Origin of the sequence: Phaeobacter sp. G2 (assembly GCA_025163595.1) — a bacterium.
Lineage (GTDB): Bacteria > Pseudomonadota > Alphaproteobacteria > Rhodobacterales > Rhodobacteraceae > Pseudophaeobacter.
The window spans coordinates 1,120,984-1,135,235 of the sequence record CP104100.1 but is presented as its reverse complement, the minus strand read 5'-3'; the positions used below and the strand labels follow the sequence as shown (position 1 = coordinate 1,135,235).

The 14,252-nt window shown below is 58.7% G+C and carries 14 protein-coding genes; 9 read left to right on the top strand and 5 right to left on the bottom strand.

The window, feature by feature from the left end:
• Positions 1-266: 266 nt before the first annotated feature.
• A complete protein-coding gene (locus tag N1037_05525; GenBank protein ID UWS80484.1) occupies positions 267-1,916 on the bottom strand; it encodes a lysine--tRNA ligase in 1,650 nt (549 codons plus the stop codon).
• A gap of 127 nt (positions 1,917-2,043) precedes the next feature.
• Positions 2,044-2,937: a LysR family transcriptional regulator gene (locus N1037_05520; GenBank protein UWS80483.1), complete on the bottom strand. Its 894-nt coding sequence runs from the start codon at positions 2,935-2,937 to the stop codon at positions 2,044-2,046.
• 149 nt (positions 2,938-3,086) lie between these two features.
• On the opposite strand from N1037_05520, the gene N1037_05515 reads away from it, so the two are divergent.
• The 3 genes from N1037_05515 (at position 3,087) to N1037_05505 (ending at position 6,366) form a co-directional block, all read left to right on the top strand.
• Positions 3,087-3,563, top strand: coding sequence for a cupin domain-containing protein (locus N1037_05515; protein UWS80482.1), 477 nt, complete (start codon positions 3,087-3,089; stop codon positions 3,561-3,563).
• Positions 3,564-3,692: 129 nt separating this feature from the next.
• Positions 3,693-4,115, top strand: a complete 423-nt coding sequence (locus tag N1037_05510; GenBank protein UWS80481.1) for a tellurite resistance TerB family protein — start codon at positions 3,693-3,695, stop codon at positions 4,113-4,115.
• Positions 4,116-4,311: 196 nt separating this feature from the next.
• Positions 4,312-6,366 (top strand): molybdopterin-dependent oxidoreductase, encoded by a 2,055-nt coding sequence (locus N1037_05505; GenBank protein ID UWS80480.1) that lies wholly within the window; start codon positions 4,312-4,314, stop codon positions 6,364-6,366.
• Between the two features lie 95 nt (positions 6,367-6,461).
• Here the strand turns inward: N1037_05505 and dacB are convergent, their stop codons facing one another.
• Complete coding sequence (gene dacB, locus N1037_05500; GenBank protein UWS80479.1) at positions 6,462-7,973, bottom strand: D-alanyl-D-alanine carboxypeptidase/D-alanyl-D-alanine-endopeptidase; 1,512 nt, start codon at positions 7,971-7,973, stop codon at positions 6,462-6,464.
• A 225-nt stretch (positions 7,974-8,198) separates the two neighbouring features.
• Complete coding sequence (locus N1037_05495) at positions 8,199-8,810, bottom strand: nicotinate-nucleotide adenylyltransferase (GenBank protein UWS80478.1); 612 nt, start codon at positions 8,808-8,810, stop codon at positions 8,199-8,201.
• Between the two features lie 200 nt (positions 8,811-9,010).
• On the opposite strand from N1037_05495, the gene ettA reads away from it, so the two are divergent.
• The 4 genes from ettA (at position 9,011) to N1037_05475 (ending at position 12,568) form a co-directional block, all read left to right on the top strand.
• Positions 9,011-10,678 carry an energy-dependent translational throttle protein EttA gene (gene ettA, locus N1037_05490; GenBank protein ID UWS80477.1) on the top strand — a complete coding sequence of 556 codons (1,668 nt, stop codon included), beginning with the start codon at positions 9,011-9,013 and terminating at the stop codon, positions 10,676-10,678.
• A 12-nt stretch (positions 10,679-10,690) separates the two neighbouring features.
• Complete coding sequence (locus N1037_05485; GenBank protein UWS80476.1) at positions 10,691-11,248, top strand: hypothetical protein; 558 nt, start codon at positions 10,691-10,693, stop codon at positions 11,246-11,248.
• A gap of 537 nt (positions 11,249-11,785) precedes the next feature.
• Positions 11,786-12,157 carry a DUF4157 domain-containing protein gene (locus N1037_05480; protein UWS80475.1) on the top strand — a complete coding sequence of 124 codons (372 nt, stop codon included), beginning with the start codon at positions 11,786-11,788 and terminating at the stop codon, positions 12,155-12,157.
• Positions 12,158-12,352: 195 nt separating this feature from the next.
• Entirely contained in the window at positions 12,353-12,568 is a 216-nt protein-coding gene (locus tag N1037_05475) for a hypothetical protein (GenBank protein UWS80474.1), read from the top strand.
• 29 nt (positions 12,569-12,597) lie between these two features.
• Here the strand turns inward: N1037_05475 and N1037_05470 are convergent, their stop codons facing one another.
• Complete coding sequence (locus tag N1037_05470) at positions 12,598-13,026, bottom strand: thioredoxin domain-containing protein (GenBank protein UWS81313.1); 429 nt, start codon at positions 13,024-13,026, stop codon at positions 12,598-12,600.
• Between the two features lie 153 nt (positions 13,027-13,179).
• On the opposite strand from N1037_05470, the gene N1037_05465 reads away from it, so the two are divergent.
• Together N1037_05465 and N1037_05460 are read left to right on the top strand one after the other, a co-directional pair.
• Positions 13,180-13,761, top strand: coding sequence for a L,D-transpeptidase (locus tag N1037_05465; protein UWS80473.1), 582 nt, complete (start codon positions 13,180-13,182; stop codon positions 13,759-13,761).
• 277 nt (positions 13,762-14,038) lie between these two features.
• Positions 14,039-14,245 (top strand): cold-shock protein, encoded by a 207-nt coding sequence (locus N1037_05460; GenBank protein UWS80472.1) that lies wholly within the window; start codon positions 14,039-14,041, stop codon positions 14,243-14,245.
• Positions 14,246-14,252: the final 7 nt, after the last annotated feature.

Genomic DNA, 14,252 nt, shown 5'->3' with positions numbered 1-14,252 from the left:
GCCTGAGGGCCGCCCGGCAGGGAAAGGTGGCTGCCCCAGACCAAATCGCCGAGGGGCCCCGCCTCTTCAGGCGGGGATGCGGCTATTTTGTTTGGGATGCAGCCGCCGCCCCCTGCCAGGACCTCAGATCAGGTGAGGGGCAGATCTTCAAAGCTTTGCTTGGGTGGGATCCTGAGCCGAAAACACCCCTTCAAAACAAAAAAGAGAGCGCCCAAAGGGCGCTCCCAATTCTTCAAAGCGAGGCGTCACACCAAAAGGGCGTGATCTCAATCCGCCAGGGCCCGGTCCATCAGAGCACGGTCAATCAGCGCAATGGTCTCATCGACGCCATACAGCGCGATAAAGCCACCAAAGCGCGGTCCCTGGCTGGCGCCCAGCAACACCTCGTAAATGGCGGTAAACCAATCGCGCAGCGGCTCAAACCCGTGGATTTTACCAATGGCAAAGACCACCGATTGCAGGAATTCCTCATCGGCAAAATCGGCCTCTGGCAGGGGCTCATCCTTGCCCAGAATGTCGTTCTTCTTGGCAATCGCCGCCAGCGCCGCCTCTGCCGATTTCAATGCTTCCGCCAGATCCTGCAGCGCTACACGTTCCTGATCACTGGGGGCGCGGAACACCTTGGTTGGTTTGACGTAATCGTTGAAATAGGCCACCGCAAAACCCGCCGCCTGATCCATCGTTGGATTGCTCTGCGGCGTCGCATCCGGGGCATATTTATTGATAAAGCCCCACATGGTTTCCTTGTCCTCAGCACTGGAGGCTGAGGCCAGGTTCAGCAACATCGAAAACGGCACCACCATATCCGATTCCGGCACATCGCCGGCGTGGATATGCCAGACCGGGTTGTTGAGCCGGGCCTTGGTGTCCTGGGTCGCATAGGCCCGCAACTGCTGATGATATTCATCAACTGCCTTGGGGATCACGTCAAAATGCATCCGCTTGGCGGTCTTGGGCTTGAGGTACATGAAATAGGACAGGCTCTCGGCGCTGGCATAGGTCAGCCACTCGTCAATCGAGATACCGTTGCCAGAGGTTTTGGAGATCTTCTGCCCATTGGCATCCAGGAACAATTCATAGGTGAAATGGTCCGGCGCCCGGTGCCCCAGGATGCGGCAGATTTTGTCATAGATCGGCGTATTGGTGCTGTGATCCTTGCCGTACATCTCAAAATCAACCCCAAGCGCCGCCCAGCGCGCGCCAAAGTCCGGTTTCCACTGCAGCTTCACATTGCCACCAGTAACCGGCACGGTCCATTCCTTGCCGTCTTCATCGTCAAAGGTGATGGTGTGGGTCTCGGCGCAGACCTTTTTCATCGGCACATAGAGCACCCGTCCGGTTTCCGGGTGAAACGGCAAAAAGATCGAATAGGTCTGGCGCCGCTCTTCGCGCAACGAGGCCAGCATCACCTCCATGATCTCATCATATTTTTCAACGGCGCGTTTCAGCACCTCGTCAAACTGGCCCGAGCCATAAAATTCGGTGGCCGAGTAGAACTCATACTCAAAGCCAAAGGTATCCAGGAACCGGCGCAGCATGGCATTGTTGTGATGGCCAAAGCTCTCATGGGTGCCAAAGGGATCCGGCACCGATGTCAGCGGTTTTTGCAGATGTGGCGTCAGGCTGTCGGCATCGGGCACATTGCCCGGCACCTTGCGCATCCCGTCCAGATCATCGGAAAAACAGATGAGCTTGGTTGGAATATCGCTGATCACCTCAAAGGCGTTTTTGATCATGGTGGTCCGGGCCACCTCGCCAAAGGTGCCGATATGCGGCAGGCCAGAGGGGCCATAGCCGGTTTCGAACAGGACATAGCCCTTTTCTGGCGCGCCCTTGGCATAACGTTTGAGCACCCGGCGGGCTTCTTCAAACGGCCAGGCCTTGCTCTTGAGAGCGGTGTCGCGCAAATCAGACATTGCTGTTCTCCATCAGCGGCCCCTGTGGCCGCCTAAATCCTGTCCCGCTGCCCTATGCAGCAGGTCGGCCCGGTCTATTGCGCAGATGCAGCATGAGTCAATGAACAGAGCCGGGCTTGCCTCGGTTTCAGTCGTTAAATTGCGCCTTTTCGACAATCCAGTCCAGAATTTGTCGCACATCCTGCCGCGCGGCAGCCCCGTCCCGCAGCCCGGCAAAATAGCCGCGCGCCGATATGGTGGTGGGTGCCTGCAAGCGCAACAGGGCGCCGGTCTCGGTGAAACTGTCCAAAATCCCGCCCCAGGCAAGAAAGACCCCCTGCCCCGCCAACCCGGCATTGACCAGCATGGCATAGGAGTTGAAGTCCAGCACCCGCGCCCCACGCGGCATCACCTGACCTGCGGATTTGAACCAACTTGGCCAGTCATGCCACTGGCTGCGCGCCGTCTCCATGGTCAGAAAGGTCATGCGGGAGAAATCATAGCCCTGCGCCGTCATGCCGAGGCGCGCCAGATAGAGCGGACTGGCTGCTGCATAGACCTCATTGCTCAGCAGACGCGCCTCTGCCTCACCGCCGCCACCGGGCAGACCAAAGCGGATGGTCAGGTCCCCGGGGCGCACTGCTTCGCCATACTCCTGGCTTATGATACGAATCGTCACCTCAGGAAAGGCCTGCTCCAGCTCTCCCAGATGTGGAATCAGCCAGAAACCAACAAACCCAGATGGTGCCGTGACCGTCACAATCCGGGTTTCTGCAGCTTTTCTGATTTGTGAGACCGCGTCTTCGATCTGGCCAAACCCACTGTGCAGCGCCTGCAAAAGCTCCTTACCTGCATGGGTTATTCGAGCTGGTTTATGGGTCCTGTCAAACAGGTTACTGCCCAGATCGGCCTCCAGTGTCGCGATCCGACGCGAAACTGCCGGTTGCGAAACATTCAGCTCCTCTGCTGCCGCAGTCAGTGTCCCATGGCGGGCGGCGGCATAGAAAGCTGTGAGCCCTGAAAAGCTGGGTAAACGCTCCATCTAACATAACCTCAACGTATATTACATTGCAGCTTTAGCGCATTGAATGAAACAGAAAAAGCCCCTTATCTGAAACCACTCGCCACCCACTCACACAAACCCTACGGAGGCCTCAGCACATGCAACAGGAATTGCCCCAGGATATTGCAATGGACATTACCACCCTTGCCACTGATCTCAGCGACACCGAACAGCTGCATCAGGCCTCCAATCTGCCCCATCCCCCGCAGGACCACCTGATGGTGGTGGATGCCGCACAGGTGCCTCTGGCAGGCGGCACCGATGCTGCCTTTGGCGAGGTCCGCTGGCGCACCCTGATCAACAGCTGTTCTGAGAAATCCCGTGATATGGTGCTGGGCATTGCCGAGTTTGAACCCCATGGCCGCCTGCTGCCCCATCGCCACGATCCGGCCGAGTTTTATTTGGGCCTCGAAGGTGCCGGCACCGTGACCATCGACGGCACCCCCCATGAGATGCGCCCCGGCATCGCCATCTATGTGCCCGCCAATGCCGAGCACAGCACCCAGGCTGGCCCTGACGGTCTGCGCTTTGCCTATGGTTTTGCCGAAAGCAGCTTTGAACAGATCACCTACCGCTTTACCGGCGCAGAAGAGGCCCAGGCCTAAAATCGACCCGGTTCCGGCTGTTTCTCGCCAGTTTCGCAGCAATTTCACATCAATAGGCCAGAGGCAGGAGTTGAACCCGTCTCTGGCCAAGCCTATCCTTGGGTTTGAAATGCGCACAAAGGATCTGCCATGACCGAGAAAAACGCACAATCCATGTCCCAGCAGGACTGCCTCGTGGCTCTGATGGTGGCGGTCTCTGCTTCGGACGAAAACATCCGCACCGCCGAGCTGATCAAGATCCAGTCTGCCGTGAACATGCTGCCGGTCTTTGCCGATTACGACATTGACCGCATGACCCGGATTTCCAACACCGTGCTGGATCTGTTTGAACAGGAAGACGGTCTGGAGGCCCTGTTTGGCCTGATCCGCGACGACCTGCCGGAACGTCTGTATGAAACCGCCTATGCGCTGGCCTGTGACGTGGCGGCCGCCGATGGAAAACTGGCTGAAACCGAGCTCGAGCTCCTTGCAGAAGTGCGGTATGAGCTCAATATCGACCGACTGCATGCCGCCGCCATCGAACGTGGCGCCCGCGCCCGCCACATGGTCTAACCCAGACAGACGATCTTACCAGATCATCCTGCTGCGTTTGCCCCGGGCTTAAGATCCAGAGCCGCCCCCCGTTTGGCGCCTCTTCGCCGCGCCGGTTTCAACAAAATTGGTCTGGTCAGATTGTGCGGTTTTGGCCCTTAAAGACAGCCCGACTCCACCATTAAACTGGCTCCAACATCGCCTTTGGAGCCAGTTTATGAACAAGCCACTCGACATCCGTACCGTGCCTTCGGTCTGCCCGCTGGACTGCCCCGACACCTGTAGTCTCAACGTCCAGGTCCAGGGAGATACAGTGGTCGCGGTCAAAGGCTCCACCGCGAACCCCTATACCGCCAATGTGATCTGCAACAAGGTGGCGCGCTACTACCCCGCGTTTGTGCATGGAACAGCCCGGCTCACCCATCCGCTCAAACGGGTGGGGCCACGGGGCTCTGGTCAGTTTGAGCGGATCAGCTGGGACGCAGCACTGGATATGGTGCATGCGGGGTTCAGCAAGGCGATCGCGGACCATGGTCCCGAAAGCGTGCTGCCCTTCAACTATGCCGGCCCCCATGGCGAGCTGGCCGGGGGCTCAATGGATCGGCGGTTCTTTTACCATATGGGGGCCAGCCTGCTCAACCGTGGCCCGCTATGCGGCGGGGTGCGCGGGGGCGCCTATGCCAGTCTGTTTGGCGCCGCCCCCGGCATGCCACCGGTACAGATTGAGCATTCCGATCTGGTGCTGGTCTGGGGCAACAATGTCACCGTTTCCAACCTGCATCTGGCGCCACTGCTGAAAAAGCTGCGGGCGCGGGGCGGCACTCTGGTGGTGATCGACCCCAAGCAGATCAAGATCGCCGAACAATGTGATATGTTCCTGCAGATCAAACCCGGCACCGATGTGGTGCTGGCCATGGGGCTTGCCGCCGAGCTGGAGCGGCGCCAGGCGCTGGATGAGGCCTTTATCGCTGAATGGGTTGCAGGCTTTGATCCCTATATGACCCAGGCCCGGCAGTATGGGCTGGCGCGGGTTGTTGAAACCTGCGGTATCAGCGCCGCAGAATTTCATGCCCTCGCCGATGTGATGGTGGCGGCAAGAAATATGGCCTGCGCCTTTGGCAACGGCATTGAGCGTGGCCGGTCCGGCGGGTCAGCCCTGCGCGCCGGCATGGCGCTGCCTGCGCTGCTGGGCCACCATGGGCGGCTGGGCGCCGGCGTCATGGCCAAATCCGGCGGCGCCACCCCAAAGACCCAGGCGCGCCTGCACGGCGACCATTTGATCAAGCCCGGAACCCGGATCCTCAACATTGTTGATCTGGCCAATATCTTGCAGGACGACAGCCTGGAGGTCCCGATCAAAGCCACCATGATCTACAATCACAATCCGGTGGCCACCCACCCGGATCAGAGCAACCTGATGCGCGCTCTGATGCGCGAGGATTTGTTCATCGCTGGCTGTGACGTGGTGATGACCGACAGCATGGCCTATTGCGATGTAATCCTGCCTGCTGCCTCACATTTTGAGTTCGACGACATCTATGGCGCTTACGGTCAAAACTACCTGCAACGGGCCGCACCGGTGATCCCCTGTGTCGGAGAAAGCCTGCCCAACACCGAGATCTTCCGCCGCCTGGCCGCCCGGTTTGGCTATGATGATGCCCTGTTTCAGGCCAGCGACAGCCAGCTGATGGATGAGGCCATCGACGAAACCCACCCGCAGCTAGAAGGCAAACGCCCCAGCGAGATCGCCCTGGATCGCGCCATCGAAATGATGGCCCCCGACGGCGAACCGCTGGTGATGTGCAAAAACGTCACCCCGGCCACCCCGTCGGGCAAGATTGAGCTGTTCAGCCAGGACTATGAGACGCGCTATGGCTTTGGCGTGCCGCGCTATGACCCGGTGCCACAGGCCCTGCCGCTGACACTGATTACCCCCAGCTCAGCCAAGCGGACCAATGCCACCTTTGGCAGTGACCCGGCCTCCGCCGGGCCGGAAATGCTGGAGATGCATCCCAAAGACGCCCAGAAACGGGGCTTGCAGGATGGCGCGCTTGTCTCGGTCTGGAACGCGCTTGGCACTGTCACCCTACAGCTCAAAGTCACCGAGGCCACCCGCCCCGGAGTGCTGTACTCCCCCAAAGGCACCTGGCGCGGCAGCTCGCAGACCGGGTTCACCGTAAATACCCTGATCCCAGCAGATATCCGCACCGATATCGAGGATGGCGCCTGCTATCATGAGACTTTTGTCGAGGTGAAACCTGCCAAGGCATAGGCTTGGGAATAAAGCGCGCAGAACAGGGCTTGGGCTCCATATCCCAAGGGGAATACGGCACTTTTCCTGCCGCCGGTCACCATAGGCGGCAGGCCTCAGGTGCCGTAGCTTTGTCCCCAACGCTCGATCAGCTGTTGCTGCAGACGCTTGGCCCTTTTGTTCCAACTCCGGGCGCCGGCCGGGCGCTCGCGTTCTGCCCGGCTGATGCGCGCCCGCGCCTTGGTATCGGCGGCAAAGATCACAAAGGCCAGAACGGTGCCGCTGGAGGTGGCCAAGAACCCCCCCAACCCAGAGACAAAATTCAGGGTTCCCGTTTTGGCGGTCACCTTGATCGGGTGGTTTTTGACAATCCGGCCATTGCCATCGCGCATCGGGAAGCTCTTGAGCAGCGGCTTGAGCCTGCCAGCTTTGTAGGCGGTGACCAGCACCTTGAGCAGGGCATTGGGGGCGACCCGCGAGGCCTCTCCCAGGCCGGAATGATCCACCATGTGGATCGCGCTCACACCGTATTTGGCACGCACCCAACGCGACATTTCAGCCGCCGAATCCTTCAGCCCTCTGGGGCGCTTGCCGCGTTTCGCTGTGGCCGTCATGCCGATCATTTCAGCCATCAGATTGTTGGAGTATTTCAGCATGGCCTTGAGCATCAAATCCAGCGGTGGGCTGTGATGCTGTGCCAGCAAGGTGGCGGTTGGCAATGATGACACCCTTTTGGCCGCCTTTAGCTTGATGCCATGCGCGCGCGCCATGGTGCGAAACACATCTGCGGCATAGTCCGCAGGGCGGCGCACCGGCAGCCAGCGCGACCCGCCTTTGCCAAGCGCCTGGGAGGCCACGGTCCAGCTGTCCTTCCCGTTGCGATCTGCATAGGTATAGACAGGCAGGGCCCGATTGGCGACTTTCATCCGCGCCATGCTGACCTCGGGACGATACTTTGTAGTGCGGGCGTCCATAGCGACGCTCCAGCTTTTACCAGCCCGTTTCCATTCAAAATGCACCCGGTTAAAATTCAGCGCGATACCAGCAACCGCGGGGCTATAGCCCACATGATCGGGCTGATCTGCATCAATGGTGGAAATGCGCGGCAGCGCCCCGTCCCACACCATGAACCCACCGCGCACTTCGCGAACGCCTGCCTTTTTCAGCGCCGCCGCCAGCTGCGCCAGATGATCGGTGTTCAGCATCGGATCGCCGCCACCGGCCAGGATCAAATCGCCCTTCAGCACCCCGCCCGACAGGGTGCCAGTTGACAAAATCTGCGTGGTGAACCGGTAATCTGCTCCCAGACTGTCGAGCGCATAAAGCGCTGTCAGCGCCTTGGCGACGCTGGCCGGCGGCAGTTCCTCTTCGCCCGCATGAGATTCCAGTTCTTTGCCACTTGTGACCTCGGCAACGGCACAGGCGACCCGTCCGGACAGGTCAGACCGCGCCAAGAAGGTCTCCAGGCTACCCGCGGCACTGGCGCGGCTGGCAGCCGCGCCGCCAGAGCCAAGCCCGGCTGTGGCACGGGCCTGGGGCCGCAACGAGGTTTTTGGCGCATTGGCCAGAGCCGCTGGCGCCGCCAGAGCCGCTGCGGCGGCAGAAAGGAAAAAGCGTCTCGAAAACATGTCAGTCAATATCTAATAAAATTGCTACCAAACGGCAAATGAAGACCATATCTACTATTTGCGCCATATCTCATACCTTATCTGCGGCAAAATCACCTGCAAAAATGCTCCCAGCCTGACGGTCTCTCTGCCAAAGGGAGCCGCAAGTCAGGCCAGTTTGGCACGGCAAAGGGCCGTTAAAAAGGCGGCAATTGGCTCTTTTCGAGTCGATCTCACACCAGATTCTCACCCTTTGGCTGACGACCAGCCCCCCGTTGCCCGGATTGCGGTAGAACTCTCCGCGATCATCGGCACATTGACAAAGCACCAGGCCGGGGCCGTTGATCGGGCCAAAATCTGGCTCTGGCTGTCCTTGACCATCTGGCGGCGGTAGATTCGCGCCGCAGGGGACAGGCGCGCAGAAATCCGGTCTCCGGGACGCGCCAGAACGCCAATCGGCACGGTTTCCATAATCTGCTGCCAGTCCTTCCAATGGTGAAAATGCGCCAGATTATCCGCCCCCATCAGCCAGGTGAACCGCACCTGGGGGTAAAGCCGCCGCAACGCCCGCAGAGTTTCGGCGGTGTAGCGGGTGCCCAGCCGCGCCTCGACATCGCTGATCCGCACCCTTGGGTGATCCATCAGCGCCTGTGCGGCTGCAATGCGGCGTTCCATACTGGCAGGTGCACGGGTTTTCAGCGGATTACCCGGCGAAACCAGCCACCAGAGGCAATCCAGGTCAAACCGCTGCAAGGCGGCCCGACTGATCTGCACATGGCCCTGGTGCGCCGGATCAAACGACCCGCCGAGCAAGCCCACGGTCATGCCGGGGCGCAGATATGGAAACCCCTGCCTCATCTGAGGCTTGATGCACATAAATCACCGGAATTCCAAGCCCCAAGCACAGGGTGATACCTCAGGCGCAGAACAGGCCACTGCATGCCCCAAGAATACTGGATGACCTTTTCCATATCTCATGATCAACGTGACATTGCCCCTTGGCCTGCCATCCGCTATCACACCAGCCAGCACGAATTTCCCCATCATGGAGCAGTCACATGGCCGCCTATCAATACGTCTACCACATGCAGGGTGTCTCCAAGACCTACCCCGGTGGCAAAAAATGCTTTGAAAACATCCACCTCTCCTTCCTCCCCGGCGTGAAAATCGGTGTCGTCGGTGTCAACGGCGCCGGTAAATCGACCCTGATGAAGATCATGGCCGGTCTCGACAAGGATTTCACCGGCGAAGCCTGGGCTGCCGAAGGCGCGCGCGTTGGCTATCTGCCGCAGGAGCCCAAGCTCGACGAGAGCCTGACGGTGCGTGAAAACGTCATGCTGGGTCTGGCCGAGAAAAAGGCCAAGGTGGATCGCTTTAACCAGATCGCGGTTGAGATGGCAGAGAACTACACCGACGAGCTGATGGAAGAGATGACCGCGCTGCAGGACAGCATTGACGCGGAAAACCTCTGGGATCTGGACAGCCAAGTCGATGTTTCGATGGAGGCCCTGCGCTGCCCCCCCGATGATGCCGAGATCGCCAATCTGTCGGGCGGTGAAAAACGCCGGGTAGCCCTGTGCAAACTGCTGCTCGAAGCGCCTGACATGCTGCTGCTCGATGAACCCACCAACCACCTGGATGCGGAAACCATCGCCTGGCTGCAACAGCACCTGATCGACTACAAAGGCACCATCCTCTGCGTCACTCACGACCGTTATTTCCTGGATGACATCACCAGCTGGATCCTGGAACTGGACCGCGGCAAGGGCATCCCCTACGAGGGCAACTATTCCGCATGGCTGGAACAAAAGGCCAAGCGCCTGGAGCAGGAAGCCCGCGAGGACAAGTCCAAGCAGCAGACCCTGCAGCGCGAGCTGGAGTGGATGCGCCAGGGCGCCAAGGCCCGTCAGGCCAAATCAAAGGCCCGGATCAACGCCTATAACGATCTGGCGGAACAGTCCGAACGCGAAAAGCTCACCCGCGCCCAGATCGTCATCCCCAATGGTCCCCGTCTGGGCAGCAAGGTGATCGAGGTCGAGGGCATCTCGAAACACTATGGCGACAAACAGCTGGTGGAGAACCTCTCCTTTGATCTGCCCCCCGGCGGTATTGTCGGTGTGATCGGCCCCAACGGCGCCGGTAAATCCACCCTGTTCCGCATGCTGACCGGCCAGGAACAGCCCGACAGCGGCTCGGTTTCTTATGGCGACACGGTAAAGCTCTCTTATGTGGATCAGTCCCGCGATGACCTGAAAGACAATGAAACCGTCTGGGAAGCCATCTCTGGGGGGGCTGAAATCATTGAACTCGGCGACGCCCAGGTGAACTCCCGCGCCTATTGCTCCTCGTTCAACTTCAAAGGCGGCGATCAGCAAAAACCGCTGAACCTGTTGTCCGGTGGGGAACGTAACCGTGTCCACATGGCGCGCCTGCTGAAAGAGGGCGGCAACGTGCTGCTCCTCGATGAACCGACCAACGATCTGGACGTGGAGACCCTGCGGGCGCTCGAAGACGCCCTGGTAGATTTTGCCGGCTGCGCCGTGGTGATCTCCCACGACCGTTTCTTCCTCGACCGGATCTGCACCCATATGCTGGCCTTTGAAGGCGACGCCCATGTGGAATGGTTCGAGGGCAACTTTGAGGATTACGAGGAAGACAAGAAACGCCGTCTCGGCGCCGATGCCCTGGAGCCAAAGCGGTTGAAGCACAAGAAATTTGTGCGGTAAGGAAACAACTATATGTCTACTGGGAAAGAGAGTGACAACTTCTACGACAATTTTCAACGCAACCTGCGTTCAGTCGAAGAGCGTCTCTCTCTTCCCAAAGGATTTATTGTGGACGCTATAAATAAGGGAGATGATTGGAGCCTCGCCATGAAGGCAGGAGCTATAGTTGAAGGTGCAATTAATTCTGCTCTTGAAGAGTATTGGTCTTCTGCAATTGGGGATTCAAGTGTGAGCACAACTTTAAACCGTTGGATAACCAAGCACTCTGTGAACGGCGCCAACGGCAAACTTGAACTTTCCAAAACACTGGGAATTTTCACGAAATCCCAACTACAGTCTGCTCGCCGCATCTTTACGATTAGAAACGAGTTTGCACACAAAGCTTCGTCAGCAACCAAATCCTTGCATAGCGTTTACCAGGGCCTTGAGAGCGGTCCAAAGTTGGAAATTTTTGATGAGTTCATTGGGAAGGTTGATGTTTTAGGCAGCTTCCCAGTCGAAGTGAAATTTCGCCTCGCTTTCGGCGTGGATTTATTATTATTCATTTCGAATGAAACGGTTACTAGGTAGTCAAGCGACCTATGTAAACACAGTACATTACCAATCAAAAGACCCACGCCTGACCTTGGGGAGGTGCGAAGCGCCTTCCCGGGGGGAAGGTCAGGCGCGGGCCTAGCGGCCCAGGGACAAGCCCGCAACTGTCACCTTCCAAAGTAGCCCACGCTAGCGAAGGGCTCCGCCCGTCCACACTTCAAACAGTGCCCCGCACTGTTTGTCCCTGCGGGAGCCAGTGTGAACTCCACGAGGGGAAGGTCAGGCGCGGGCCGTGCGGCTTGCGCCTCACGTCCCAGGGATATCCTCTAGAGTTCGGGCTTTGGGTTGCGCTGCTGGGTGCGAAGGGCTCCCCCTGTCCCTGCCTCTGTGAGCGGCAGCGCAAACGGGTTGAATTTCATCTTTCCAAAAATATTCTCACAGAAGGCAAAGCGGGGTGGCGTGCGCTCGCCGTCCCGCTCTTCCTTGCATTTTGCCTTTTGCTCCTCTTGCGCTAGGCTGGACAGACCTCACGCCGGTCTGTTGCCGTGTTATTCGTTTGAAAGGGTCCCTCCCATGCCGATCACCGCCGAAGAAATCGCTGCCAAGATCGAGGCCACCAAGGGCAGAAAGGCCAAGCGCAAAAGACTGACCACCGCGCCCGAAGGCACCAAGGGTAAGAAACTGCCCAGCGATCTGCGCAAGGGGCTGGAGGCGCATTTTCGCAGCAAGCTCTCCAAAGTTCAGGTTCATATCGGCGGCAATGCCAAGGACCTGTGCAAGGAGCTGAAAGCCAAGGCCTTTACCATTGGCAACGATGTCTATTTCGCCCGACCCGCCAGCGCTAAAAACACCGACCTTTTGGTCCATGAGCTTGCGCATGTGTTGCAACAGGGCCGTGGCAAGATGCCAAAACCCCGCGATGGTCAGGCCTTGGTTTCAAAATAGACCGCCCAAATACCGTGACCAAGCCCTCGTGAACCCAAACAATTTTTCTTGGTTTTTTGGGGTTTTGGACACAAATCCATTCTTCGAAGCCTTAGATCGCGCAAGGTTTGAACAAAATCTTAACCATTTGTCGCTGTATTGGAGTGGCGGTGCCGCGTTAAGTTCTGGCTGCGGCCTTTGTAGGGGAGAAACGTTTTGGCTTTTGTGAGTATCATGCTCGGCTCTGTCTTTGGGCTGCTGTCTGCCGTCACCGGCTTCGCGCTGTTCGACTTACACGTCTGGCAGAGCCTGCTGCTTTACTCTGGGTCCGGCGTCCTGTTTGCGGTTCTGTCAATCACCATCCTGGCTCTGCGCAGTGGCTTCGCGGCAAAATCGCCCAACCTGGAAAACCAAGCAGCCATTGGCGCCTGATTTTAGGCCCTCGCCCGGACAGGAAATCCCTAGCGGGCCTTAACCCAGCTGACAATCTGACCTTCCCGCAAAGCGCCTGACTGGCGCTTTTTCTCTTTGCCGCGCTCAAAAGCAACCAAGGTCGGGATGCCTTTGATCCGATAGCGCCCGCCAGTGGATTGATGTCTCTGGGTGTCCAGCTTGACCAGACGCGCCTGACCCGCCAGTTTACTGGACGCCTTGGCATATTCCGGCCCCATCATCTTGCAAGGGCCGCACCAGGGGGCCCAAAAGTCCACCACCAAAGGCAGGTCATCGTTCTGTGCTGCCTTCTGCAGCACCGCCGGGTCCACATCCACGGGCCGTTTCGGCAGCAGCGCCGCGCCACAGCCGCCGCATTTTGCCCCGGCCATCAGTTTCGCCTCCGGCACCCGGTTCAGCTGCGCGCAGGACAGGCAGGTCAAGGTTTTCATCGCCATCTGTTGCGCCATCACGTGCTCTCCAGTGTATTGTATCCCCGAGATATAAGCGCTGTCTGGGCTTCTGCAAGCCAAACAACATGGCGACAGGCTTGACCCCACCGTGGGTGACACGCAGACTGGCCAGGACTTGTTCCAACATGTGAGGCCCAGATGATTTCTCGCCGCGCGTTTTCCAGCTCTGCCCTGGCGGGTTTTACCGCCGCAGCGCTGCCCGCTCTGTCCCGACCAAGCCCGGCCCTGGCCAAAGAGGCCCCGGTGTTTGATCCAACACCGCAATATGTGCGGATAAAAAAAGAGTTCCTCCCCGGTGAGATCCTGATCCTGACCCGGTCATTCTACCTGTATTTTGTGACCGAAAAACGCAAAGCCATTCGCTATGGCGTCGGGGTCGGCAAAGCCGGGCTGGAGTTCACCGGCAGCGCCACCATCCAGCGCAAACGAGAATGGCCCAGCTGGCGACCCACCCAGGAAATGATCGAACGCAGTCCGCGCAGCTATGGGCGGTTTGCCGATAACAGTTATGTTCAGCCCGGCGGGCCGGACAATCCCCTGGGGGCACGGGCGCTTTATCTGTATCAAAACGGGGTGGACACCTATTTCCGCATCCATGGCACCACCCAGCCCGAAACCATTGGCTCATCCGCCTCCAATGGCTGCATCCGGATGTTGAACGAACATGTAACCGATCTTTATAATCGGGTCCCTATCGGCACCAAAGTCACGGTTTTATAGCCGCCGCCAGTCCAAACCACGGGATAAAAGCGCCGCCCAAGCGCCTATTTGCCCTCTTGGTGCCCATCACGCGCGCAAGATGCAACGCTTGCTGCAGTCACAGCAAAGACTACAAGATTTTTTCTTGCGTGAGGGCTTCTTCTGTCCAATGCTGTCACCGCGAGGTCATAAAAGGGGTGCAAATGGACCCTGATGGGGGGCGCTCCCCCAGAATGAACGCGCCATACTGCCGCATGCTGCGGGCAGAGCACGTGAGAAGAAACTAGGAGAAGAGACGATGGCAACTGGCACCGTCAAATGGTTCAACACCACAAAAGGCTTCGGCTTTATCGCCCCCGACAGTGGCGGAAGCGATGTATTTGTTCACATTTCTGCGGTTGAACGGTCCGGCCTGACCGGCCTCGCAGACAACCAAAAAGTCAGCTACGAAATGCAGCCCGGCCGCGACGGTCGTGAATCCGCTGTAGATCTCGCGCTGCTTTAAGCCGCCA

Excerpts from the sequence above, each read along its gene's own strand:
- N1037_05505 (UWS80480.1), top strand. The coding sequence starts at position 4,312 with ATGAACAAGCCACTCGACATCCGTACCGTGCCTTCGGTCTGCCCGCTG.
- N1037_05515 (UWS80482.1), top strand. The coding sequence starts at position 3,087 with ATGGACATTACCACCCTTGCCACTGATCTCAGCGACACCGAACAGCTG.
- N1037_05470 (UWS81313.1), bottom strand. The coding sequence starts at position 13,026 with ATGGCGATGAAAACCTTGACCTGCCTGTCCTGCGCGCAGCTGAACCGG.
- N1037_05460 (UWS80472.1), top strand. The coding sequence starts at position 14,039 with ATGGCAACTGGCACCGTCAAATGGTTCAACACCACAAAAGGCTTCGGC.
- N1037_05480 (UWS80475.1), top strand. The coding sequence starts at position 11,786 with ATGCCGATCACCGCCGAAGAAATCGCTGCCAAGATCGAGGCCACCAAG.
- N1037_05465 (UWS80473.1), top strand. The coding sequence starts at position 13,180 with ATGATTTCTCGCCGCGCGTTTTCCAGCTCTGCCCTGGCGGGTTTTACC.
- N1037_05520 (UWS80483.1), bottom strand. The coding sequence starts at position 2,937 with ATGGAGCGTTTACCCAGCTTTTCAGGGCTCACAGCTTTCTATGCCGCC.
- ettA (UWS80477.1), top strand. The coding sequence starts at position 9,011 with ATGGCCGCCTATCAATACGTCTACCACATGCAGGGTGTCTCCAAGACC.
- N1037_05525 (UWS80484.1), bottom strand. The coding sequence starts at position 1,916 with ATGTCTGATTTGCGCGACACCGCTCTCAAGAGCAAGGCCTGGCCGTTT.
- N1037_05495 (UWS80478.1), bottom strand. The coding sequence starts at position 8,810 with ATGAGGCAGGGGTTTCCATATCTGCGCCCCGGCATGACCGTGGGCTTG.
- N1037_05485 (UWS80476.1), top strand. The coding sequence starts at position 10,691 with ATGTCTACTGGGAAAGAGAGTGACAACTTCTACGACAATTTTCAACGC.
- dacB (UWS80479.1), bottom strand. The coding sequence starts at position 7,973 with ATGTTTTCGAGACGCTTTTTCCTTTCTGCCGCCGCAGCGGCTCTGGCG.
- N1037_05510 (UWS80481.1), top strand. The coding sequence starts at position 3,693 with ATGACCGAGAAAAACGCACAATCCATGTCCCAGCAGGACTGCCTCGTG.